The following is a 23401-nucleotide window of genomic DNA, read 5'->3' as shown; positions in this document are numbered from 1 at the left end:
GCTCGTAGAAGCGGCGGTCTTCCGTCGCCAGCACCGCCTTGATAAGATGATCAGGATATTGATCGAGCGGCACGGCGTCGTCATGCTTGATGCCGCGCTGGCCGACGTCGGCGCCGTAGCGGTCGAGGAAAGTGACGGCGAGATCGGTCTGCTTGAGCCAATTCTCGTCGCTCGTCATCTGAAAGGCCGAGGAGGCGAGCGCCATCGCGACGATTCCGGCGCCAAGCCCGAGCGTCAGCGCCTCGCAGGACAGCTCCACGCCGACCCGCGCCAGGCCGGAGACGTGGAAACGCTCCATGAAGGTCGAGAAATCTTCGTATAGCTCGCGGGCGCGCCGCCCGCTCTGGAACATGGCGGAATCGATCAGCGCATCGACCGCGAGCAGGATGCGCCTGACGCGCTTGGCGAACGCAGAAGCCTGGAAACGCTTCAACACAGCTCAAATGCTCCTCGCGCCGATAATACTTACCGGCGCTTTGTGGACTTTAACACTTTTTAAACCATCTTGACGACAGTCCGCGCGACCCACATTGCGTTATGGTTTCTATCGCGCAAAGCGCAAGCCGAAAGAGAAGGATGGCGTTAAAAAAAGGCGAAAATGCCCTACCGGCCGCGCCCGCGCGGACCGAGACGCCGTTTTGGGAAAAGCCGCTTTCGGACCTCGGCCGCGCCGAGTGGGAGCAGCTCTGCGACGGCTGCGGCCGCTGTTGCCTCGTCAAGCTCGAAGACGAGGACACCGGCGCGATCTATCACACGAGCGTCGCCTGCAAATTGCTCGAAAAGGAGAGCTGCCGCTGTGGCGACTATGCGCACCGGCGGCGCTACGTGCCTGACTGCGTGCGGCTAACGCTGGAGAAACTCAAGGATATTCGCTGGCTGCCGCCGACTTGCGCCTATGTCCTGCGCTTTCAGGGCAAGCCGCTGCCGCCCTGGCATCCGCTGATTTCCGGCGATCCGGCAAGCGTCGGTCGCGCCGGCGTGTCGGCGCAGGGTCGGATCGAGGCGGGCGAGGACGACGTCGAAACCGACGATCTGCCGGATTTCATCCGGCTGTGGCCAAAGCGCTGGCCGAAGAAGGCGCGATACTAGGGAGGCAGCGCGGATTTTTGTCAGCCTACAGGATTTTATTCCTTGATAGCCGGCCGCTGCTCCGGTAGAGAAGATGCATGCTCCAAAATTGCGCTTGAGCGGCGCGAATGAGTTTCAAGGGCGCGGCGTCTCTCCTCCCGTTCCCCGCGCCCTTCTGGTCCCCTCGCGCCTTAGGACGCTCGCGCGTTCCTGAGGCCGAGGGGATCTTTTTTGGAGCGTCGTTTCAAAGGCACGCGCCTGCCATTCCCCGACACGCGCGAGAGTCAAACGCTTCCATAATGTCTTTCCCGACGCGCAGCGCGATCGGAATTCCAGAACGACATCGAGGACGCTTGTTGTGACTCTGGATTCCCGATCAGGCCTGCGGTCGGAATGACGCCCGCAGCACTTTGAGCAAATCGCACGTTTAGCAAATCAAAATCATCTAACCGCGAACTCTCCCGGAGACTGGCTGATGGCGGCCAAATCCGCGCCGCCCTGCGACGAAAAGATCGCGCAGGCGAAGCTTCTCTACGACTCGGGCGTCACGCCGATCGGCGAAATTCTCGAACTGCTCGGCATGAGCGTCGGGCAGTTTCGCCGCTTTCGCGAACAGAACGGCTGGCCGCTGCGCGCTTCCGCCTGCGCGCCCAAAAAAACGCAAGGGGGTAACCGCGCCGCGAAGAAACCGCGCGACGCGAACCGGCTCATCGCGCGGCTCGAAGACGCCGTCGAGCAGGAATTCGCCCGCGCCGAAGCGGCGCTCGCCAAACATGCGCCAAAGACCATCGAGGCGAGCGCCCGCACGCTCGCAAGCCTCGTCAAGACGCTCGCCGAATTGAAGCGCATGCGGCGCGAGAGCGAGGATAAGAAGAACGACGCAGACGATGACAGCGACCAATACGCCGGAGACGCGAGCGAGCGAGGCGGCGACGAACCGCCCCGCGAATTGGCCGAACTCCGCGCGGAGCTTGCTCGACGGCTTGAACGACTGCGCGGCGCAGGGCCGGCTGAATGAGACGCTCGAAGGACTGAGCGCAAGAGAACTCGCGCGGCTTCTCGACGATTGGGAATTCGTCGCGCGACGCGATCAATGGCCGCCGCTGCTGGCCGCCAATGGCGCGCCGTGGCGCAGCTGGCTCATTCTCGGCGGACGCGGCGCGGGCAAGACGCGCGCCGGCGCCGAATGGGTGAAAGCGCTTGCGCTCGGACGCGCGCAATTCTCGCCGCGCCCGCTCGGCCGCATCGCGCTTGTCGGCGAGACCGCGGCCGACGTTCGCGAAGTGATGGTCGAAGGCGTCTCAGGATTACTCGCGGTGCATGGGCGACGCGAGCGGCCGCGCTGGGAGACGACGCGCAGACGGCTCGTCTGGGACTCGGGCGCCGTGGCGCAAGCCTTTTCGGCGGAAGATCCAGAAAGCCTGCGCGGCCCGCAGTTTCACGCCGCCTGGTGCGACGAACTCGCCAAATGGCGCTACGCCAGGGAGACATGGGACATGCTGCAATTTGGTCTGCGTCTCGGCGACTGGCCGCGTCAGCTGGTGACGACGACCCCGCGTCCGCTGCCGCTGCTGAAAGAGCTGATCGCACATCCGTCAAGCGTCGTGACCCGCGCCTTAACGCGCGAAAACGCCGCCAATCTTGCGCCGTCCTTTCTCGAAAGCGTCGTCGCGCAATATGCCGGCACGCGATTGGGGCGCCAGGAACTCGACGGCGAAATCCTCGATGAGCGCAAGGACGCGCTGTGGACGCGCGACATGCTGGAGCGCGCCCGCGTCCATGAGGCGCCGCCGCTAAAGCGCATGGTCGTCGCGGTCGATCCGCCGGCAAGTTCAGGCAAGCGCGCCGACAATTGCGGGCTCGTCGCTGCGGGCATTGAAGAGAGCGGCGCGCTTTACGTTCTCGCCGACGCGACATTGTCGGCGGCGCGGCCGGCGCAATGGGCGCGGGCGGCGATCGCGCTCTATCACAAGCTTTCCGCCGACGCGCTTGTCGCTGAAGTCAATCAGGGCGGCGAAATGGTGCGCGCCGTGCTCAACGAAGCCGATCCTTCCGTCCCGGTGACGATGACACGCGCAACGCGAGGCAAATATTTGCGCGCCGCGCCGGTCGCGCAGCTTTACGAACAAGGCAGAGTCAAACATGTCGGCGCCTTTCCGGCGCTCGAAGACGAGATGTGCGATTTCGCCGCCGACGGACTTTCATCCGGCCGCAGTCCCGACCGACTCGACGCGCTGGTCTGGGCGATCACCGCGCTGGCTTTGACGCCGAAAGCGCCTGAGCCGCGGATGCAAAGGGTGTGAGCGGTTTCGCCGCCGTTCGTTTCATTCGGACAAAACCCCAGCCTTTCATCTCACTTCTCCCCGCGAGCGGGGAGAAGGGATGACAACGCAACGCCTCGGCAACCAAGCGAACGCGTGTTTTTTCGCGAAACGCCTGACGCCTCCTCTCCCCGCTTGCGGGGAGAGGTACGGTGAGGGGCTTGGGGTTTGGCGCGCTGCGAGACGCCTTCTTTCAAAGGACCTTTCATGCCCTCACTGCTCTCGCGACTCATCGGCGCGGTCGCGCCGGCGCGCGAAACCAAATATTCGCGCGCGGCGAAGCTCCTCGCCATGCATGCGCTCGGACAGCCGCATTGGAGCGCGCGCAATTCGACGACGCTGACGCGCGAAGGCTATGAGCGCAACGCCGTCTGCTATCGCTGCGTGCGCATGGTGGCGGAAGCCGCGGCTTCAGTGCCCTGGCTCGTCTATGAGGGCCGCGAGGAGGCGATTGATCATCCGCTGATCTCTCTCATCGAGCGTCCCAATCCGCTCGACACCAACGCCTCCTTCATCGAGGCGATCTGCGCTAATCTGCTGCTTTACGGAAACGCCTATATCGAATCGGTTCTGATCGACGACGCGCTGCGCGAACTTTATGCGCTGCGGCCCGACTGCATGAGCATTGAGGCGGGACGTAACGGCTGGCCGGCGGCCTATGTCTATCGCGCGCTCGGACAGGAAGCGCGCTACGAGATGCGCGGCGAAGGAATCAAACCGATCCTGCATATCAAATTCTTCAACCCGCTCGATGATTATTATGGATTTCCGCCGCTCGCCGCCGCGCAAGTGGCGCTTGATACGCATAACGCCGCGAGTTTCTGGAACAAGGCGCTGCTCGATAATTCCGCGCGGCCTTCGGGCGCCCTCGTCTATGCTGGGCCGGAAGGCGCGCATCTCACCGACGAGCAATTCTCTCGGCTGAAGGAAGAACTCGAAGAGAATTTCTCCGGCGCTGCAAACGCCGGCCGGCCTCTGCTGCTCGAAGGCGGGCTCGACTGGAAAGCGCTGTCGCTTTCGCCAAAGGACATGGATTTTACCGAGTCGAAAGCGGGCGCCGCGCGCGAGATCGCGCTCGCCTTCGGCGTGCCGCCGCTGCTTCTGGGTCTTCCCGGCGACAATACCTTCAGCAATTATGCCGAGGCCAATCGCGCCTTCTGGCGCCAGACCGTGCTGCCGCTCGTCGCGCGCGTGCAGAAGAGCTTTCAGGCCTGGCTGCAGCCGGGCTTCGGAGCTTTCCGGCTCGACTATAACGCCGACCGTCTTGAAGCGTTGGCGAGCGAGCGCGCAAGCGAATGGGAGCGCGTCGGCAAGGCCGCCTTCCTCACGCTCGACGAACAGCGCGAGGCGGTGGGCTACGGCCCGGCGCGGACTCCGTGCGGCTGTCGCGGAAAGTCGAATCGACTCAGCGACGACAAGAACGACATTGGCCTCGATGGTCATGACTTGCTAGACTTGGCTGACATCTGCGCAGAAGAGTGGGCATTGGCGCGAGAGCGTTGTGAGAACCTACTCGACCTGCCAAATCCGCCCTTAGGATTGACGGGCGGCTATAATGATGTCGAAAATTGCGCGCGAGGCTTCGTCAGCGCGGCGTGTGGCGGAAATGCAGTTTGAACGGGTGTTATGATGAACATCGACGATCATTGCAGCAATCTCTACCGCCAGCGCGACTGGAAAGCCTTGCATAGCGCGCTGGATACCGCCTCCCCTGGCCGCGATCCGGACGAACGAAGCCAAATCGAGCACTGGCGCGCGACCGCCTTTTCCGCCGAGAGCCGGCATGAGGAAGCCATCGACACACTGCGCGCAATCGGATCGGATTGCCGATGCCAGACAAGAGTTTCCAAAAAGATCGCGGAGAATCTGCGCCGGCTGGGCCGCGATATGGAGGCGATCGAGGAACTCAGGAACGCGCCCTTGGCCGAAGAATGGGACAGCTTTCGCGCGCTCGTCCTTGACGCGAAATATGTCCTCGCCCACCTTTTGGCCAGCAACGGGCTAGAAGTCGACCAGACGATCCTCGATGATATTCCCGATGGCTATATTCATATCACTGATCGCGGACAGAGAATCTCGAAATCCGATTTGATGGATCTGATCTCCGGCAGGAAGAAAAGTTCGATTTGAGTTTCGCGCTTTTGAAGAGCGCGCGAGGTTTCGTCAGCGCTGCGTGTGGCGGTAATGCCGTTTGAGCGAGATTGTGATGAAAATCCATAATAATTGCAGCGAACTCTTCCGCCAGCGCGACTGGAAAGCACTGCACGATATGCTCGATAGCGCGTCCCCTGGTCGCGACCCGGACGAGCGCGGTCAAATCGCCCACTGGCGCGCAAGCGCGCTTTCGGCAGAAGGCCGGCATGACGAGGCCATCGACGTGCTGCGAGGGATTCAATCGGACTGTAGATGCCGATCGACCGTTTCTAAACATATTGCCGAGAATCTGCGCCACCTCGGCCGCGATATGGAAGCCATCGAGGAACTCAAGAACGCGCCCTTGGCCGACGAATGGGATCGCTTTCGCGCGCTCGCCCTTGACGCGAAATATGTGCTCGCTCACCTGTTGGCGAGCAACGGCTTGGAAGTCGACAAGGCGATCCTTGACGATATTCCCGACAGCTATATTCACATTACCGACCGTGGACAGAGGATCTCGAAATCCGATTTGATCGATATGATCTCCGGCAAGAAGAAAATTTCGATCTAGGCTTCCCACTTTTGAAGAGAGGCGCGCGAGGCTTCGTTAGCGAGAGAACGGAGCTGTTGAAGCATACCAAGTCGTTGCGTCGATTGGCTTAGCCGATCTTTAGGCGAGACACCCCGCGAGTTTTTGGAACAAGGCGCCGCTCGACAATTCCGCGCGGCCTTCCGGCGCGCTGGTCTATGCGGGGCCGAAAGGCGCGCATCTCACCGACGCGCAATTCTCTCGGCTGAAGGAAGAGCTGGAGGAGAATTTCTCCGGCGCGACAAACGCCGGAAGGCCGCTGCTGCTCGAAGGCGGGCTCGACTGGAAAGCGCTGTCGCTTTCGCCAAAAGACATGGATTTCACCGAATCGAAAGCGGGCGCCGCGCGCGAGATCGCGCTCGCCTTCGGCGTGCCGCCGCTGCTGTTGGGTCTTCCAGGCGACAATAAGTTCAGCAATTACACTGAAGCCAATCGCGCCTTCTGGCGTCAGACCGTGCTGTCGCTCGTCGCGCGCGTGCAGAAGAGCTTTCAGGCCTGGCTGCAGCCGGGCTTCGCGTCGGTAATGACGCGACACTTGCGCCGCCCGCCGGAAATCCGACCGCCATGTCCGACATTCTGAACGCCATCTTGGAGCGCGGCGATCTCGCGCATCTCGCGCTGTTCCTTTGGGCCTGCGCCGCCACGGCGCAAGCCTATCTCGCCTTGCGGGAACTCGGCGAGGCGACGCGCCGCCTCGACGCTTTCGTGCGCGAACTCGCGCGCTTCAACCGACGTTGCAGGAGCGATCAATGAATCAGAAGAATTGGCTGCCGCATTTTGTAAGACGTCCGCGCGCGCGCCGTGCGCGCTTACGGGAAGACCCTTCCGCCGTCTTTAAGACCTTCGTCGAACTTCTGGCGCAGCTGCGCACGGAGGCGCGCGCGGCGAGCCATGCGCCAATCAACGCCCAGGCGGAGAAGAGCTGATGGCGGCGTTGCGAAGAATTGACGCCCCGGAAATAAAGCGCGCAGAGCTGTCGCGGCTGCAGGCAACTGAAGCCGGCGTCTTCTCCGGCTACGCCAGCCTCTTCGGCGTGGTCGACTCAGGCGGCGACATGGTGATGGCCGGCGCCTTCGCGCGCTCGCTCATCAAGCGCGGCGCGCAGGGCGTGAAAATGCTGTGGCAGCAGCAGGCGGCCGAGCCGATCGGGCTTTGGGCCTCGATCGTCGAAGATTCGCGCGGACTAAAGGTCGAAGGCCGCCTCGATTTGTCGGTGGCGCGGGCGCGCGAAGCGCTGTCGCTGATGCGCAAGGGCGCGATCGACGGCCTCTCCATCGGCTTTCGCACGCTGCGCGCGACGACGGAAAAATCGAGCGGCGTGCGCCGCCTCGATGAGATCGATCTGTGGGAAATCTCAATCGTCACTTTTCCGATGCTGCCGCAGGCGCGCATCGGCGCGCCGAGCATGGAAGCGCTTGGCGCCAAACTCTCGCGCGTAAGAGCGCAGCGCGCCGCGCTTGAATTTGCGCAGGCGCTGCGGCGGCTTGCCCAAAGCTCCTGAGCGGCCGCTCAACCTTCTCGAATCGATCCGCGCTCTCGCCGTCGGGCGCAATCGGCTCTTTCCAAGACGGACTTCCCCAGCGCGCGACTTCATCCCGGCGACGCGAGTCACGCGGGATTTCTTCGCGCCGGCGCCAAGCATGAGGCTTTATACATGTCAGGAATCGAAACCAAGTCCGCCGGCGACGAGATTCTCGCCGATCTCAATCGCGCTTTCAGCGCCTTCAAGGAGACGAACGACGAGCGTCTGACGCAGCTTGAGAACCGCCTCGGCGTCGACGTCGTGACCGATGAAAAGCTCGCGCACATCGACCACGCGCTCGACGAAACCAAGAGCCGGCTCGATCGCCTGGCGCTCGAAATGTCTCGGCCGCGAATCGGGGGCAAGCCCGTCGACGACCAGAGCGGCCGGGAACATAAGAGCGCCTTCAATCACTACATGCGCTCCGGCGAAGCGAGCGGCCTCAAGGCGCTTGAAGCTAAAGCGCTGTCGCGCGGCTCTGGCCCCGACGGCGGCTATCTCGTGCCGCTGCCGACAGAGCGCGAGGTATTGCGGAGACTGGCGAAATTCTCGCCGATCCGCGCCATCTCCAGTGTGCGCGAAATCTCAGGCGCGTCGCTGCGCCGCGCCTTTTCAACGACAGGACCTGCCGCCGGATGGGTCGCGGAAGCCGATCCGCGCCCGCAGACCAATAATCAGCAGCTCGCAGATATGACTTTCCCGGCGATGGAGCTCTACGCCATGCCGGCGGCGACTCAGGCGCTGCTCGACGACGCCGTCGTCGACATCGAGCAATGGATCGCCGAGGAAGTGCAGACGGCCTTCGCCGAACAGGAGGGCGCGGCCTTTGTCAGTGGCGACGGCGTGAACAAGCCGAAGGGCTTTCTATCCTACACGACCGTCGCGGATGCGAGTTGGACTTGGGGCAATATCGGCTATGTGCTGACCGGCGCCGCCGGCGCCTTCGCGGCAAGCGATCCTTCTGACGCCTTGGTCAATCTGGTCTACGCGCTGCGCGCCGGCTTCCGTCAGAACGGCAAATTTGTCATGGGTCGGCGCGCGCAATCTCTGGTGCGCCAGTTCAAGACGACAACCGGCGATTATATCTGGGCGCCGCCCGCGACGGCCGACGGCGCGGCCTCGCTGATGAACTTTCCCGTCGTCGAAGCCGAGGACATGCCTGATCCCGCCGCAGGTTCGCTTTCCATCGCCTTCGGCGATTTCGAGCGCGGCTATGTGGTGGTGGATCGCGTCGGCATTCGCGTGCTGCGCGATCCCTACTCCGCCAAGCCCTATGTGCTGTTCTACACGACGAAGCGGGTCGGCGGTGGCGTGCAGAATTTCGAGGCGATCAAGCTTCTGAAATTCGCCGCGTCCTAACAGCCGCGCCCGATCGAGGGCTGTGACCAAAAGGTCGCGGCCCTATTCTCTCGAAACTGCAGGAAACGCGATGCGACCGATGCTGATCGGCGCGCCGGCGATCGAGCCTGTCTCGCTCGCCGACCCAAAATCATGGCTGCGCGAAGACGGCGCGGAGGAAGATGAACTGATCCAGGCGCTGATCGTCGCTGCGCGGATGACGCCGACAACCTGTCGTCTGAAGTTCGACAATATCGTCAACTTCCGCGGCTTCCCACACATGCCGGGCAATGACCGGGTCATCGCCTATCCAAGTTCGCTCGCTCCGGCGATGGACGGCGGGAGCTTCTTTCGATGACGCGCGCCGACATCGCCGCCGCGGCGCGGCGCTGGATAGGCACGCCTTATGCGCATCAGGCGTCGCTCATCCATGTCGGCTGCGACTGTCTCGGGCTCGTGCGCGGCGTCTGGCGCGACGTCATCGGCGAAGAGCCGGAGGCGGCGCCGGCCTATACGCCGGACTGGGCTGAAGCCTCGGGCGCCGAGACCTTGTTTGATGCCGCGAAACGGCATTTTACGTCGATCCCTTTGAGCGATTTTCGCGCGGGCGACATTCTCCTGTTTCGCTTTCGCGAATTTCTGCCGGCAAAACATCTCGGGATCGCGACATCGGCGACGCATATGGCGCATGCGCATGCCGGAGTCGGCGTGGCGGAGGTCGCGATCGGCGCGCACTGGCGCAAGAAGCTTGTCGCCGCCTTCGCCTTTCCCGGCGTTACTGACTGAATGCTTCCAATTTGTCTTTCCCGGCAGGCCGAAGGCCTGACCGGAAATCCAGAGCCGCTCACGCGAGTCTCTGCAATAGTCTTGATTCCCGATCGCGCGCGATGCGCGCGTCGGGAATGACATTCTTCGAGACGCCCATGGCCACTCTTGTTCTGCAGACGATTGGCTCCGTCGCCGGCGGCGCGGTCGGCGGACCTGTCGGCTCCTCGATCGGCCGGCTCATCGGCGGATTGGGCAGCTCCTTCATCGACTCCGCTCTGCAACCACATGCCTCGCCGCGCTATTCGATCGGTCCGCGGCTGAAATCCATGGACGGGATCACCTCCACCGAAGGCGCCGGCGTGCCGCGCGTCTATGGCCGGGCGCGCATCGGCGGTCAGATGATCTGGGCGACGCGCTTCCTCGAACGGGCCAACGTCTCCTTCGGGCAAACGCAGCATCAAGGCAAAGGCGGCGGCGGAGGCGGCGGACTCAAAGTTGAATTCACCTATTCCTATTCCGCGAATTTCGCGATCGGCCTGTGTGAAGGGCCCATCGCCTTCGTGCGCCGCATTTGGGCCGACGGATCGGAGCTCGACATGACGACGCTGCCGATCCGCATTTATTCCGGCGACGAGGATCAGGAGCCCGATCCGCTGATCGCGGCGAAAGAGGGAGCTGAGAACGCGCCGGCCTATCGCGGCCTCGCCTATATCGTGTTTGACGATCTTCCGCTGGCGACCTTTGGCAATCGCATTCCGCAATTCACTTTCGAAGTCGTGAAGCCCGTCGAGGGCCTCGGCGCATTGATCCGCGCTGTCGACCTCATTCCCGGCGCGACCGAAGCCGGCTACCACCCTGCCCTCAAGCTCAACTTCTATTCGCCCGGCGCCACCGCCGCGGAAAACCGCCATCAGTTGACGGCCGCGACCGACTGGACAGCCTCGATCGACGCTTTGCAGGTGCTCTGTCCAAATCTCGAAAGCGTCGCGTTGGTCGTCGCCTGGTTCGGCGACGATCTTCGCGCCGAACATTGCACGATCGCGCCGCGCGTCGACGCGACGTTCAAGACCATCGGTCAATTCTCCTTCGTTCTGGGCGGCTTCTGGCCGCCCGACTGGTCCGTCGCCGGACTGGTTCGCTCGACCGCGCGCCTCGTTTCGCAAATCGACGGACGCTCCGCCTACGGCGGCACGCCGAGCGACGCGTCGGTCAGCGCGGCGATCGCCGACTTCAAGGCGCGCGGTCTTGCGGTGACGTTCTATCCGTTCGTGATGATGGACGTGCCGCCGGGCAATGCGCTGCCCGATCCTTACACAGGCGCCATCGGACAACCGGCGTTTCCTTGGCGGGGACGCATTACTTGCGATCCGGCGCCGGGCAGGCCCGGTTCGCCTGATGCGGGCGCCGCGGCGGCGGCGCAACTCGACGCATTCTTCACGCGCTATCGCGATTTCATTCTGCATGGCGCCAATCTTTGCGTCGCGGCCGGCGGCGTCGAAGCCTTCCTCATCGGTTCCGAGCTGATCGGCTTGACGCGCGTGCGCTCTGGTCCAGGCGAATATCCCGCCGTCACGGCGCTGACCGCCCTCGCCGCGGAAGCGAAGGCGATCCTCGGCGCGCAAACCAAAATCTCCTATGCCGCAGACTGGACGGAATATGGCGCGCATGTTCCTGCGAGCGACGAAGTGCGCTTTCCGCTTGACCCGCTATGGGCGTCGAGCGCCGTGGATTTCGTTGGCGTCGACGTCTACTGGCCGCTCTCCGACTGGCGCGACGGCGACGCCCATCTCGACGCGCAGCAAGCGGCGAGCATTTACGATCTCTCCTATCTCACATCGCGCGTCGCCTCGGGCGAAGCCTATGACTGGCATTACGCCGATGCGACTGCGCGCGCGGCGCAAACTCGCACGCCGATCAGCGACGGGCTCGGCAAGCCCTGGGTCTTCCGCCAGAAGGACATGCTGTCGTGGTGGTCGCAGCCTCATTTTGAGCGCGTCGGCGGCGCCGAGCTCGCCGCCCCAACCGCATGGACGCCTCAATCAAAGCCGATCTGGATCGTCGAGACGGGATGTCCCGCCGTCGACCGCGGCGCCAATGCGCCGAATGTTTTTCCGGACCCGCGATCGAGCGAAGGCGGATTGCCCTATTTCTCGCGCAACGGCCGCGACGATCTCATACAGGCGCGATTCATCGAAGCGATGATCGTGCATTTCGATCCGTCCTCGCCCGGCGCCGCCGCGCGCAACCCGACGTCGAACGTCTACGGCGGACCGATGGTCGATCCAGCGCGGCTGCACATCTGGTGCTGGGACGCCCGCCCCTTTCCCGCCTTTCCGACGCAAAGCGACGCCTGGAGCGACGCCGCCAATTGGGAGACCGGCCATTGGTTGAATGGGCGCCTCGAAGGCGCGCCGCTCGATCGTCTGCTGCCGGCGCTCGCCGGCGCCGTTTCTACGCCCGACGGCGTTGCGCAACGGCCAAACGTCGGCGGCTTTCTCGACGGCTACGTCCTGGAGCGGCCGATGTCGCCGCGCGAGGCGATCGATCCGCTTTCCGCGCTTTTCGGCTTTGACGCCGTGGCAAACGCCGGCGCATTGCGCTTCGTTGAGCGGCGCGGAAATCCGGTGCGCGACATTGGCGAAGACGATCTCGTTGTCGGGAAAACCGCGTCGCTTGTCACGCTGACCCGGGCGCAGGAAAGCGAACTGCCGCAGGAGATTGCGCTCTCCTTCTCCGATTCCGAGAATGATTTCCAACTGGCGCGGGTCTTGTCCCGCAGGCTCGAAGGCCTTCGGCGCGCCAAAGCGATGCGCAGGCGGCGGTGATGACGCACCGCGCCAATGCGCAGACGCTTGCTGACTGCTGGCTCCAGGACTTGTGGATCGGACGCGACACCGCGGAATTTGTGCTACGGCGGGGCCTCATCGCCCTGCAACCCGGCGATCTCGTCAGACTCGGCGCCGCAGGCGGCGACCGACTGTTTCAGATCCAGCGCATTAGCGATGGCGCTTCGCGGCATGTGAGCGCCCGCGCGGCGGATGCTTCCGTTTACGATGCGGCGGCGCCGCTGCTCGGACGCCCCGGCGTCGTTTCGCCGAAGACGGTCGGCCCGCCGCGGGTGGAAATTCTCGATCTGGCGCTCGCGCGCGGCGACGAGTCGCTGTCCTATGTCGCGGCCTTCGCCGATCCATGGCCCGGCGCCCTCGCGATCTGGAGACTGACGTTCGAGGGCGGCTACGAACAGGTCGCGATCATCGGGAAGCGCGCGATTGTCGGCGAGACCCTCGATGTTTTGAACGCCGGTCCTGTCGGGCGCTTCGACAAGGGAAACGTCGTCACCGTAACAATCGGCGCCGGAGAACTCTCGTCCGTCGGCGATCTCGCGGCGCTTGCCGGACGCACGGCGATGGCGATCCGCGTCGACGACGAGTGGGAAATTTTCGCTTTCGCTCAGGCCGAACTTGTCGGCGAAAAGACCTATCGGCTATCGCGGCTCACACGCGGACTCGGCGGCCAAGAACATCTCGCGACTCGTGATGCGCCGGCGGGTTCGACGGTCGTGCTGCTCAATGACGCCATCGCGCCGCTTGCGCGCAAGGTCTCCGAGATCGGCGCGCCGATCACCTATCGGATCGGCCCCGCCGATCGCGACTATGCGGAGCCGATCTTCGTTCAGCCGACGGTCGCGGCCACGAACAAAGCTTTGCGTCCCTACCCGCCGGCCAAAGCGCGCGCGCGGCGCACGCCGTCGGGCGTCGTCATCGACATCGTGCGGCGCGGACGCCTCGACTCCGACGCCTGGGAGGCGCTCGACATTCCGCTTGGCGAGGCAAGCGAATTGTATGAGGCCGACATCGCGCTGCCAGCAAGCGGAACGCGGACCCTGATCGCCGCCGCAACATCGCTACTTTATCCAGCCGCCGATGAAGTCGCCGATTTCGGCGCGCCGCAAAGCGAGCTGACGCTCGCGCTTTATCAGATGAGCGCGACGGTCGGACGCGGCTTTCCGCTGACGACGACTCTCACCGTCCAATAGGTACAACGATGACGCAAACGACGCATCTTGCGCTGCCCTTCCTTGACGCGGCGCAAGCGCAAAAGCACGTCACGCACAATGAAGCGCTGGCGCTGATCGATGCGCTGACGCAACTTTCGATCTCGGATAGAAACGTGACGTCGCCGCCAGCAACTCCGGCGGAAGGCGATCGTCTGCTCGTCGGCGCCGGCGCCACGGGCGCGTTCGCCGGCAAGACCAATCAGGTCGCGACGTTCCTCGCGGGCGGTTGGAGCTTTCTTGCGCCACAGGCCGGCTGGCGGGCTTATGTCGAAACGGAACAGCTCCTGCTGCTCTATGACGGCGCCGCATGGATCGACGGCGGCCTGGCTTTGCGCCAGCTGCAGAATCTGTCGCTGCTTGGCGTCGGCGCGACCGCCGACGGCGCCAATCCGCTGCTGGCGAGACTCAATGCGACGCTGTTCACTGCGAAATACGTTGCGGACGGCGGCGATGGCGATCTTCGCTTCGCGCTCAACAAGGAGAGCGCGGCGAAAACGGTCTCGCAACTTTACGAGTCAAACTATTCCGCTCGCGCCGAGACCGGTCTGACCGGCGACGATAATTTTCATGTCAAAGTGTCGGGCGACGGTTCGACGTGGAAGGAAGCGGTCGTCGTCGACAAGGCGACCGGCGAGGTCGCCTTTCCGAGCGGCGGCCCGACGAAAATCCGCGTTTTCACGTCGAACGGAACCTACACGCCGACGCCGGGACTGCGTTTCGCCGAGGTGCGGCTCTTTGGAGCCGACGGAGGCGGCGGCTCCGGCGCGAGGACGGCGTCCGGCGCGGCAGCCTCCGGCGGCGGCGGCGGCGGTAGCGGCGGACTCGTATGCGGACGATTTACCGCCGCCCAGATCGGCGCCTCCAAGGCCGTCTTTGTCGGCGCAGGCGGCCTCGGAGGGGCGACGCAGACGGCGAACGGCGCCAACGGGAACGACGGCTCCGCCGGAGGCGCCACGAGCTTCGGATCGCTGCTTTATGCGGGCGGCGGCGGCGGGGCCGGCGGCCAGATCGGCGGCGCGTCGGGCGGTGGCGGCGCCGGCGGCCGGGCCTCGTCCGGAAGCTCGGGCTCCGGCGCGTCGGGCGGCGTCGGCTCTTTCGGCCTCGGCAACGGCGGCTTCGGCGGCGACGGCGGCGTCGGATCGAACATTTACGGCGGCAGTGGCGGCGGGGGCGGCAGCGCCGCCGGACCGGCAGGTTGGGGAGGCCAGTGCCTCTACGACAGTCCCTCCGGCGGAGGAGCTGGCGGAGGGATAACGGCCGCGAACGCCACGGGAAACGGCGGCTACGGCGGCATCATCTACATCGGCGGCGGTACCTATGCCGGCAATGCCGGAGTAGCAGGCGGCGCCGTCAACGGCGGCCCAGGCTACTCGTGGTCCAGCGGAATGGGTCCGATCGAGCAAGGGGGCACAGGCGGAGGCGGAGGCGCCTCAGACCTGACGGCTCCAGGCGCTGGCGGCGACGGCGGTCTCGGCGGCGGCGGCGGCGGAGGCGGGGCCGCTCACAACGGCGCCGACTCGGGCGCGGGCGGCGCCGGCGGCGACGGATACGCCATGATCTTCGAATTCTTCTGAGTCAGCGCCGCCGGCGCGATCGCCTAACGAAGAATCTACGGCGCTCGTTCTCAGTTCGCCATCGAGCTGTGAGGAGCTTCGCGACCGCGAATTCGCGCGGGCTCGATGACCCCCCGCGTCAACAACAAACCCTCTCGACGAAACTAAAAAGGAGTCGGCGCATGGCCTTCGCCGTGAAGAATCACGTCCTGCACCAAGACGACAAGCCGGTTGCGCAAAAGCCGACGCCCAACGTCGGCGGCGTTCTGAAGCCTTCGCTGCTGATTATGCATTACACCGCGTCGCAGTCGGCAAAAGGCGCGATCTCCTGGCTGTGTAACCCGAACGCAAAAGCCTCTGCGCATCTCGTCATCGAACTCGACGGAACGGTGACGCAGCTTGCGCCTTTCAATCGCGTCGCTTGGCACGCTGGGAAAAGCGTTTGGAAGCGCCGCTCGAACTGCAACGGCTTTTCGATCGGCATAGAGCTGACCAACGCCGGACCGTTGACGAAGCTCGCCAACGGCAAATTCGCCGACGTCAACGGAAGAAGCCTGCCGGCAAGTCAAGTGGCGATGCTCGCGCACAAGTTGGACAAGGGCGCGCAGAAGCCCTGGATGATCTATCCCGCCGTTCAGATCTCGGCCGCCGTCGATGTCGCAAAAGCGCTCTGCCAGACCTACGGCATCGCCGAAATCGCCGGTCATGACGACATCGCGCCGACGCGAAAGCGCGATCCCGGTCCCGCCTTCGCCATGGATTCGTTCGTCTCGCGAGTGCTTGGCCGAAAGTGAAACCGCGCCGGCGGCTTTCCGGCATGACGAAAGGAAACTCAACATGCAAGGCTATCGTACTTATGTCGCGGCCGGACTCGTGGCTGCGTTCGGCGCGCTCGCCTCCACCGACTGGATCGCATTCCTCAACGATCCGAAGGCGGGCGCCGTCGCCGTCGGATCGGCGGCGGTGATGGCGATCATGCGCAGCATCACCTCGACGCCGCCAGGAACGGCCTGACATGTCGAAGCTGATAGTGTTCGGTCTCATCGCAATCGCCGGCGCCGTCCTCTATGCGCTCGGGCGCGCGTTGCTCGCGCGCCTCTTCGCCGGCGGCGGGGACCAGGAAAAGGCGCGCCGCGTCGAAGCGGATCTGCATGCCGCGAAGCGACAGGCGGAAATCATGGTTGAGCGCAGGAGCGTGGAAGATGTTTCGCAAGATCTCGATCTTGGGCGCTTTTAGCATCGCTCTTGGCGCGTGCCAGTCGACGGGCGGAGGCTGTCCCCCGCTCGTCGCCTATTCGCTGGAAGAGCAGAAGATCGCAGCGAAGCAGTTGCGCGCCTTGCCCAAGGACACGCCTCTCGCCGCGATGATTCTCGACTACAAGAAAACGCGCGACGCTTGCCGCGCCTCCGGCGGCTGAACGCGGCGGCGCCGATCATTCATTGCGCGTTCATGGCTTTCGGCCGAATATGCGGCGGGGAGAGGCGCATGCCGGCCGCCGGATGTTTTGGAAGACGGGCGTTCGCCGTCGCCGCCCTCGCGGCGACGGCCGGCTTCGCGTGTTCCGCTCGCGCCGAAGATCCCCCTCCAGCGCGTATGCAGTGCTTCACGATGGCCCAGGCGCGCGGCAAATTCGAAGCGCACAAGCTCGCTGATCCTTTCCGAAGCATGCGGGAGGCCGCCCTGCGATTGCAGAGCGAACCGCTCGGCGCAAGGCTGTGCCAATTGGGCGAAGGACTTATTTATGAGATCAGCCTGCTGCGCCGGGACGGCCGCATTTTCAAAATACATGTCGACGCGTTCAGCGGCCGGGCCCATTCTGGCTCTGTAGACAACTGAGCTCGAAGCTTGCAGGGAGGACGCATTGCGGCTGCTCGTCGTTGAAGACGACAAGGATTTGAACCGCCAGATCGTTCGCGCGCTCGAACAATCCGGCTACGCGGTGGACCGCGCTTTCGACGGCGAAGAAGGCTGGCATCTCGGCGAGACGGAGCCCTACGACGCCGTCGTCCTCGACATCGGCCTGCCAAAGAAGGACGGCGTGACCATTCTCGAAGAATGGCGCGCGGCCGGACGCGACATGCCGGTGCTTATCCTGACCGCCCGTGACCGCTGGAGCGACAAGGTGCAAGGCTTCGACGCCGGCGCCGACGATTATGTCTCCAAACCGTTCCACATGGAGGAGGTGCTGGCGCGCATCCGCGCTCTGCTGCGCCGCGCCACCGGCCACGCGACAAATGAGATCGTCTGCGGCGCGGTTCGACTCGACACCAAGGCTGGCCGCGTCGTCGTCGACGGCGCGGCGGTGAGGCTCACCTCGCACGAATACCGGCTGCTCGCCTATTTGATGCATCACAGCGGCCGCGTCGTTTCCCGCAGCGAGATCATCGAACATTTATACGATCAGGATTTCGATCGTGACTCCAACACGATCGAAGTTTTCGTCGGCAGGCTGCGCAAGAAGCTTGGCGTCGACCTGATCCAGACCGTGCGTGGACTGGGCTACATGGCGGCCGCGCCGGCAAAAGACGCCGGCATCAAGCGCTAGCCGCATGAGCCGCCTGGCGATCGGCTCATTTCGCTCCATCGCCGCGCGTCTTTTTCTGACGGCGGCGGCGACCAGCCTCGTCGTCCTGCTTGTCGCCAGCATTCTTCTCACCGCCTATTACCGAAGCGAGGCGGAAGAAGTATTCGAGCGACGCCTCGACGTTTATTTGCGCGCCATTGTCGCCGACGTATCCGAGTCCGGCCAGGAGGGACGCACCGGTCCCGGCCAGCTCGGCGATCCGCAATTCGAATTGCCGGGTTCGGGCTGGTATTGGCAAATCACGCGGCTCGACGATAAATCGCATGACATCAAGGCGTCGCGGTCGCTCTTCGCGGGCACGCTGCCGAAGCTCTCGGACCTTGGCGTCGCAGCGGAAATCGGCGGTTTTCGTCGCGGCTACGCGCTCGGGCCCGATGGGCGCCGATTGCGCATCGTCGAACGCATCATCGACGTAGGCGACGTCGGCATCTATCTCGTGCAAGTCGCCGGCAGCGGCGAAGAGATGGAAGAGCAGATCGCGCGTTTTCGCTTCGCATTGACCGTCGCCTTCGGCGCTCTCGCCATCGCGCTCGCCATCGGCGCCGCCTTTCAGGTCCATTTCGGCTTGCGTCCGATGAGGCAGTTGCAGCGCGAACTCGCATCGATCCGCCGCGGCGAACGCGACCGCATCATGGGCAAATACCCGAACGAGGTCGCGCCGCTCGCCGACGAACTCAATCTGCTCATCAGCGCCAATCGCGACATTCTCGAACGCGCGCGCACCCAGGTCGGCAACCTGGCCCATGCGCTGAAGACGCCGCTCTCGGTGGTCGTCAACGAGGCCGACGCCGCGCCGGGCCAACTCGCGCAGAAAGTTCAAGAGCAAGCGCAGATCATGCGCGACCAAATCTCCTTCTATCTTGATCGGGCCCGCGCCGCCGCGCGCGGAGGCGCGCTTGGCGCGGCGACCCCGGTTGCGCCGTCGATCGAGGCTTTGCTGCGCGCCTTCGGCAAAATCTATGGCGACAAGGGCGTGGTCTTTTCCGGCGACGCGGATCCGCATTTGCGATTTCTTGGCGAACGGCAGGACCTTGAAGAAATGATCGGCAACCTGCTCGACAACGCCGGCAAATGGGCAAAGAGCCGGGTGACGATCGAGGTTTCCGTCGACGGCGGCGAAGCGTCGCGGCCGGCTCTACGCTTCACGATCGACGATGACGGTCCCGGACTTGCCTCGCACCTTCGCGCGGCGGCGACGCAGCGCGGCCGACGGCTCGATGAAACCAAGCCCGGATCGGGCCTCGGCCTGTCGATCGTCGTCGATCTCGCTGCGGCCTATGGCGGCTCGCTGCAACTCGATGACAGCCCCAACGGCGGGTTGCGTGCGGAGCTACGGTTGCCTGGGTTTTGAAGCGCGCAAAGCGAAAGCCCGGCTCGGGATCGGCGGTCGAAGACCGGCGACGTTCGCCGCGCTCACTCCTCTTCGAGATCGAAATCGAGGATGGCGACTTGCAGCGTGAAGCTCGAGAGCTTCGCATCATCGGCCGAGATGACGCCAAGAAACTCGCCGTTGGCGTTGAGTTCGACCGAATCGGTCTTGCGCCCGCGCGCCGCGATCGACAGACGATCATTCTCGAACAGCTTGCGCAAATAGGATTGAAGCGCCTCGCGTCCGACGGGGATTTTCATCTCAAAAGCGAAGGAGCGATCGCCGTCCTCATCGTCGACGGAGATCGAAGCGATCTTGCGTTCGCCGAGATGCACCGCCGCATCGTCGGGATTTTTCGGATCTGCGGCGACGCGAATGCCGTCATTGCCGAGCGAGCGGCGCAGGAAGGACTGCAGCTTTTGCAACTCGACTTTTTCCAAACGCCCGCCCTCGTTCGTCAGGTGACTTCATTCCTCTGCCATGAGCCTTGCCGCCGGGCAAGAGCATGCGAAAAACCCGACAGCGAAGCCGTCGGGTTTTAAGCAAACCGTACTGGGTTTTATTCGCCGGCGGCCTTCAGCCGCTTGTTGCATTCGCTCCAATATTTCGGCCAGGTCATTTTCGAACCGGACTTTTTGAGTTCGGCCTTTTTCCCGTTCCATTCGGCGGCGCATTTTTTCTGCCGTTCGCGCAATGCGGTCTTTGCGTCCGCCGCGGGTTTGGCCGCCTCAGTGGCAGGCGCCGTCTGGGGAGGCTTCGCCTGGGTCGCAGGCGGAGGCGTCGGCTCGGCGGGTTTGGCCGCGGGCGGCGTTTCGGCGGCGGCGGGCGGCGGCGCCTCGGGCTTCGCTTCGGCGGGCTTGGCTTCAGCCGGCTTCTCTTCGGCCGGCTTGGCCTGCTCCGCCAGTCGCCCGCGACACGCTTTCAAAAAATCCTGCCAGCTTTGCCCGGCGAGCTCATTGGCGGCCTTGGCGGCCTGATATTGCGATCCGCATTCCTTCAACACATTGGCCTGAGCATACGCCGCCTCCGAGCCGGCGACGACGCCGACGGCAAGGGCGAAAAGGCCAGCCGCGGCGTGAGAAATAGCGATCCCCATATAAATCTCCATCGATGGACGGCGCGAACTGAGCCGCAATGACTGCAAGGCCGCATGAAGCAGGACGCGCGCCATCTGCGTCCGCCGGCGCGACGATAGTCCCAACTTGGTTGTGAACGCAATCCGAACGCGCGATAAAGCCGCGGCGCGGCGCGTCCGTCCGCAATACAGAGGATGCAGTCTTGGCGAGCGTCCGGGAACAACCGGCGAGTTGGCGCGACCTTGAGGTCGTTTCTCATGTCGATGGCTTGAAGCGCTGTCCGTGGCCGAGCGTCGATCCGCTCTATCTCGACTATCACGACAATGAATGGGGACGTCCCGAGCGCGATAGCCGGGCGCTCCTCGAAAAGCTGACCCTCGACGGGTTTCAGGCCGGCCTGTCCTGGATCACCATTCTGCGCAAGCGCGAGGCTTTTCGCGCCGCCTTCGCCGGGTTCGATCCGGAGAAGGTGGCGCGCTTCGATCAAGAGCGCATCGCCGCGCTGATGCGAAATGACGCAATCGTGCGCAATCGCGCAAAAATCGAAGGCGCCGTGCTATCGGCGCAGGCGTGGCTCGAAATCGAGTCGACGACCGGCTTCTCAAATTATCTGTGGGAGTTCGTCGACGGGAGGCCGATCGTCAATCAATGGACGCGGATGAGCGACGTGCCGACGCAAACCGCTTTGTCGGTGCGCCTGTCCAAAGATCTCAAGGCGCGCGGCTTCAAATTCTGCGGGCCGACGATCGTCTACGCCTTTATGCAGGCGGTCGGCATGGTCGACGATCATCTGGTCGGCTGCCATCGCCATGCAGGGGAGGACAATGGCTGACGCGATGCGCTCCCCTCCAGCGAAAAATCGCGGGCGCGCGTCGCCCCGCGAGACGCCCCGCGCCTGGCAGCGCATGCTGTCCGGGCGCCGCCTCGATCTGCTCGACCCTTCGCCGCTCGACGTGGAGATCGAAGATATCGCGCATGGGCTCGCGCGGGTTGCGCGCTGGAACGGACAGACCGTCGGCGCACATATTTTTTCCGTCGCGCAACATAGCCTGCTGGTCGAAAAGGTCGCGAGCGCGCTCGACCCCGCGATCGGGCGAACGGAACGGCTCTACCTGCTGCTGCATGACGCGCCGGAATATGTGATCGGCGATATGATCTCCCCGTTCAAGGCGGTGATCGGCGACGCCTACAAAACCGTCGAGGACCGCATACTCGGCGCTATTCTCCTGCGGTTCTCTCTGCCGCCGGCGCCTTCGCCGTCGCTGCGGCGCCTGTGCAAAGAGGCCGACCGAGCCGCCGCTTTTTTCGAGGCGGTAAAGCTCGCGGGCTTTACACGGCGCGAAGCCGAGCGCATCTTCGGCCGCCCGGCGATCCCGCCGCAGCCCTTCATGGACGAACTTGCCCCGGCTCCCGTCGAGGAGACGAAGGCGCGTTATCTCGCTCGATTCTGGGCGGTTGACGAAAGTTGAAGACCAACGCCGGGGAGTGACATGCCGGATGGGCGCTTATACGTCTGTTCGCTGACCAAGGTCGTCGAGACCGTGCGCGAAAGCGGCGCTCGCTCGCTCGTCACCATTCTCACGGCCGGGGCGTCGCTTGTTCGACCTTGCGAAATCGCGCGAGAGCGCCATTTGCGCATCGCTGTCTCCGATATCGACGCGCCGCGGGAGGGTCACATCGTCCCCGGCGAGGAACATATCGATCGGCTGCTCGCTTTCCTTGAAGAATGGGACCGCTCCGCGCCGCTCGTCATTCACTGTTACGCCGGGGTGAGCCGCTCGCCCGCGGCCGCCTTTGTCGCGGCCTGCGCCTTAGCGCCGCACCGCAGCGAACTGGAGATCGCGCGCGACCTTCGCCGAGTTTCGGCGACCGCGACCCCGAACAGACGGCTGGTCGCGCTCGCCGACGAAAGGCTTGGCCGGGGCGGGCGAATGTCCGCTGCGATCGCCGCGATCGGACGAGGGGCCGACTGCTATGAAGGAGCGCCTTTCGCCCTGGAATTCGCCGACGGCTAGTCGGGACGCGCAAGCGCTTGCGCCCGTTTCGCCGCCTGTCGAAATCGGGCTGACCGCTGCGATCGTCGCCATTCGCGTCGATGAGCCGCTGATTCTGACCACGCGCGCGGATGGGCCGGCCGGCGTCGCCGCCCTTCCCTCCGGTCCGTTTGATCCCATCCGGCACCGCACCTTCGAAATTGGCCTGCGCGAATGGGTCGCCGAACAAACCGGCGCGCCGCTTGGCTATGTCGAGCAGCTGTATACGTTTGGCGACCGCGGACGACACGCCCGCGCCGGCGACCGCGACCCGCATGTCGTTTCGGTCGGCTATCTGGCGTTGACCCGCATCGGCCAGGACGCCGATCGGCGCGGCGGCGTCTGGCGGAGCTGGCACGATTTCTTCCCGTGGGAAGACTGGCGGAAAGGCCCCCCGGCGATCCTCGAAGAAACGATCGCGCTAGGACTGGAGAAATGGGTCGCTGAATCGCCCGACGCAGTGTCGTCCGCGGGCCTCTCCCGAAAGGTGCGCGTCAATCTTCTCTTTGGCGCCAGGGGCCGGGCGTTCAACGAAGAAAACGTTCTCGAGCGATATGAGCTTCTCTATGAGGCGGGCCTGCTTGACGAGGCGCTGCGCGACGGCCGCGAATCGGCGCAAAAACGAGCGCCGCTCGCGCCGCTGGGCACGGCCATGCGCCATGATCATCGCCGCATTCTCGCCACAGCCATGGGCAGATTGCGGGCAAAAATGAAATATCGGCCGGTGATTTTCGAGTTGATGGCGCCAGAGTTCACGCTCACCGAGCTGCAGCGCACAGTAGAAGCGATCGCAGGGCGGCACCTCCACAAGCAAAACTTCCGGCGTCTTGTGGAAACGACGGCGATTGTCGAGCCGACGGGCGAGATGTCCTTGAAGACCGGCGGCCGGCCTGCTGCTCTATTTCATTTTCGCCGCAATGTTCTGCAAGAACGGCCTGCGCCAGGGCTTCGCGTCGGCATTAGGGGCTGAAAGTCGGTCCTTAAGC

24 protein-coding genes and 5 pseudogenes are annotated in these 23401 nt (G+C 64.2%); 26 read left to right on the top strand and 3 right to left on the bottom strand.

Annotated features, from left to right (window positions below):
• Window positions 1–436 (bottom strand): annotated as a pseudogene (locus QZ964_RS07370) (penicillin-binding protein); the annotation flags it as partial.
• A gap of 140 nt (window positions 437–576) precedes the next feature.
• Between QZ964_RS07370 and QZ964_RS07365 the strand changes: the two are divergent.
• From QZ964_RS07365 to QZ964_RS07260, 22 genes and pseudogenes are all read left to right on the top strand, one after another.
• On the top strand, window positions 577–1089 hold the full coding sequence (locus QZ964_RS07365) for a YcgN family cysteine cluster protein (protein WP_292530532.1): 513 nt from the start codon (window positions 577–579) through the stop codon (window positions 1087–1089).
• Between the two features lie 454 nt (window positions 1090–1543).
• Window positions 1544–2086, top strand: a complete 543-nt coding sequence (locus QZ964_RS07360; RefSeq protein ID WP_292530529.1) for a hypothetical protein — start codon at window positions 1544–1546, stop codon at window positions 2084–2086.
• A 13-nt stretch (window positions 2087–2099) separates the two neighbouring features.
• The gene (locus QZ964_RS07355; RefSeq protein WP_292530537.1) at window positions 2100–3371 is read left to right on the top strand and encodes a terminase family protein; all 1272 of its coding nucleotides are present in this window, start codon (window positions 2100–2102) and stop codon (window positions 3369–3371) included.
• Between the two features lie 225 nt (window positions 3372–3596).
• Window positions 3597–4754: pseudogene (locus QZ964_RS07350) on the top strand (phage portal protein); the annotation flags it as partial.
• 261 nt (window positions 4755–5015) lie between these two features.
• Window positions 5016–5519 (top strand): hypothetical protein, encoded by a 504-nt coding sequence (locus tag QZ964_RS07345; protein WP_292530527.1) that lies wholly within the window; start codon window positions 5016–5018, stop codon window positions 5517–5519.
• A gap of 76 nt (window positions 5520–5595) precedes the next feature.
• The gene (locus tag QZ964_RS07340) at window positions 5596–6096 is read left to right on the top strand and encodes a hypothetical protein (protein WP_292530525.1); all 501 of its coding nucleotides are present in this window, start codon (window positions 5596–5598) and stop codon (window positions 6094–6096) included.
• Between the two features lie 115 nt (window positions 6097–6211).
• Window positions 6212–6628, top strand: a pseudogene (locus QZ964_RS07335) (phage portal protein); the annotation flags it as partial.
• 50 nt (window positions 6629–6678) lie between these two features.
• On the top strand, window positions 6679–6867 hold the full coding sequence (locus QZ964_RS07330; protein WP_014890962.1) for a hypothetical protein: 189 nt from the start codon (window positions 6679–6681) through the stop codon (window positions 6865–6867).
• The gene (locus QZ964_RS07325) at window positions 6864–7040 is read left to right on the top strand and encodes a histidine kinase (RefSeq protein ID WP_292530516.1); all 177 of its coding nucleotides are present in this window, start codon (window positions 6864–6866) and stop codon (window positions 7038–7040) included. The genes QZ964_RS07330 and QZ964_RS07325 overlap by 4 nt, the downstream gene beginning before the upstream one ends.
• Window positions 7040–7615: an HK97 family phage prohead protease gene (locus QZ964_RS07320; protein ID WP_292530513.1), complete on the top strand. Its 576-nt coding sequence runs from the start codon at window positions 7040–7042 to the stop codon at window positions 7613–7615. The genes QZ964_RS07325 and QZ964_RS07320 overlap by 1 nt, the downstream gene beginning before the upstream one ends.
• Window positions 7616–7768: 153 nt before the next feature.
• Window positions 7769–8995: a phage major capsid protein gene (locus QZ964_RS07315; RefSeq protein WP_292530510.1), complete on the top strand. Its 1227-nt coding sequence runs from the start codon at window positions 7769–7771 to the stop codon at window positions 8993–8995.
• Window positions 8996–9203: 208 nt separating this feature from the next.
• Window positions 9204–9332: pseudogene (locus QZ964_RS07310) on the top strand (phage BR0599 family protein); the annotation flags it as partial.
• Window positions 9329–9760, top strand: a complete 432-nt coding sequence (locus tag QZ964_RS07305; protein ID WP_292530507.1) for an NlpC/P60 family protein — start codon at window positions 9329–9331, stop codon at window positions 9758–9760. The pseudogene QZ964_RS07310 and the gene QZ964_RS07305, both read left to right, overlap by 4 nt.
• Before the next feature lie 137 nt (window positions 9761–9897).
• Window positions 9898–13778 (top strand): annotated as a pseudogene (locus QZ964_RS07300) (glycoside hydrolase/phage tail family protein).
• Window positions 13779–13786: 8 nt separating this feature from the next.
• Entirely contained in the window at window positions 13787–15373 is a 1587-nt protein-coding gene (locus QZ964_RS07295; protein WP_292530504.1) for a DUF2793 domain-containing protein, read from the top strand.
• Between the two features lie 161 nt (window positions 15374–15534).
• Window positions 15535–16146 carry an N-acetylmuramoyl-L-alanine amidase gene (locus QZ964_RS07290; RefSeq protein WP_292530501.1) on the top strand — a complete coding sequence of 204 codons (612 nt, stop codon included), beginning with the start codon at window positions 15535–15537 and terminating at the stop codon, window positions 16144–16146.
• Between the two features lie 43 nt (window positions 16147–16189).
• Window positions 16190–16366 carry a hypothetical protein gene (locus QZ964_RS07285; RefSeq protein ID WP_292530498.1) on the top strand — a complete coding sequence of 59 codons (177 nt, stop codon included), beginning with the start codon at window positions 16190–16192 and terminating at the stop codon, window positions 16364–16366.
• 1 nt (window position 16367) lies between these two features.
• Window positions 16368–16589: a hypothetical protein gene (locus tag QZ964_RS07280; RefSeq protein WP_292530496.1), complete on the top strand. Its 222-nt coding sequence runs from the start codon at window positions 16368–16370 to the stop codon at window positions 16587–16589.
• Window positions 16555–16770: a hypothetical protein gene (locus QZ964_RS07275; RefSeq protein WP_292530493.1), complete on the top strand. Its 216-nt coding sequence runs from the start codon at window positions 16555–16557 to the stop codon at window positions 16768–16770. Before QZ964_RS07280 ends, QZ964_RS07275 begins: the two co-directional genes overlap by 35 nt.
• 68 nt (window positions 16771–16838) lie before the next feature.
• Window positions 16839–17189: a hypothetical protein gene (locus tag QZ964_RS07270; RefSeq protein WP_292530490.1), complete on the top strand. Its 351-nt coding sequence runs from the start codon at window positions 16839–16841 to the stop codon at window positions 17187–17189.
• Window positions 17190–17214: 25 nt separating this feature from the next.
• Window positions 17215–17898, top strand: coding sequence for a response regulator transcription factor (locus QZ964_RS07265; protein WP_292530487.1), 684 nt, complete (start codon window positions 17215–17217; stop codon window positions 17896–17898).
• Between the two features lie 4 nt (window positions 17899–17902).
• On the top strand, window positions 17903–19288 hold the full coding sequence (locus tag QZ964_RS07260; RefSeq protein ID WP_292530484.1) for an ATP-binding protein: 1386 nt from the start codon (window positions 17903–17905) through the stop codon (window positions 19286–19288).
• Window positions 19289–19350: 62 nt separating this feature from the next.
• Here the strand turns inward: QZ964_RS07260 and QZ964_RS07255 are convergent, their stop codons facing one another.
• Window positions 19351–19746 (bottom strand): DUF3126 family protein, encoded by a 396-nt coding sequence (locus QZ964_RS07255; protein WP_292530481.1) that lies wholly within the window; start codon window positions 19744–19746, stop codon window positions 19351–19353.
• 119 nt (window positions 19747–19865) lie between these two features.
• On the bottom strand, window positions 19866–20402 hold the full coding sequence (locus tag QZ964_RS07250; protein ID WP_292530479.1) for a hypothetical protein: 537 nt from the start codon (window positions 20400–20402) through the stop codon (window positions 19866–19868).
• A 182-nt stretch (window positions 20403–20584) separates the two neighbouring features.
• Here QZ964_RS07250 and QZ964_RS07245 point away from each other — a divergent pair, with 182 nt between their 5' ends.
• From QZ964_RS07245 to QZ964_RS07230, 4 genes are read left to right on the top strand one after another with little or no spacing between them, the layout of a single operon-like run.
• Entirely contained in the window at window positions 20585–21214 is a 630-nt protein-coding gene (locus QZ964_RS07245) for a DNA-3-methyladenine glycosylase I (protein ID WP_292530477.1), read from the top strand.
• A 4-nt stretch (window positions 21215–21218) separates the two neighbouring features.
• The gene (locus tag QZ964_RS07240) at window positions 21219–21851 is read left to right on the top strand and encodes an HD family hydrolase (RefSeq protein ID WP_292530534.1); all 633 of its coding nucleotides are present in this window, start codon (window positions 21219–21221) and stop codon (window positions 21849–21851) included.
• 21 nt (window positions 21852–21872) lie between these two features.
• Window positions 21873–22397 (top strand): protein tyrosine phosphatase, encoded by a 525-nt coding sequence (locus QZ964_RS07235; RefSeq protein ID WP_292530474.1) that lies wholly within the window; start codon window positions 21873–21875, stop codon window positions 22395–22397.
• Window positions 22357–23385 carry an NAD regulator gene (locus tag QZ964_RS07230; protein ID WP_292530471.1) on the top strand — a complete coding sequence of 343 codons (1029 nt, stop codon included), beginning with the start codon at window positions 22357–22359 and terminating at the stop codon, window positions 23383–23385. Before QZ964_RS07235 ends, QZ964_RS07230 begins: the two co-directional genes overlap by 41 nt.
• The last annotated feature ends 16 nt before the right edge of the window (window positions 23386–23401 follow it).

It is taken from the genome of Methylocystis sp. (assembly GCF_021731785.1).
In the GTDB taxonomy this organism is placed as follows: Bacteria; Pseudomonadota; Alphaproteobacteria; order Rhizobiales; family Beijerinckiaceae; genus Methylocystis.
The sequence above is the reverse complement of the archived record's forward strand: the minus strand, read 5'-3'. Positions and strand labels throughout refer to the sequence as shown.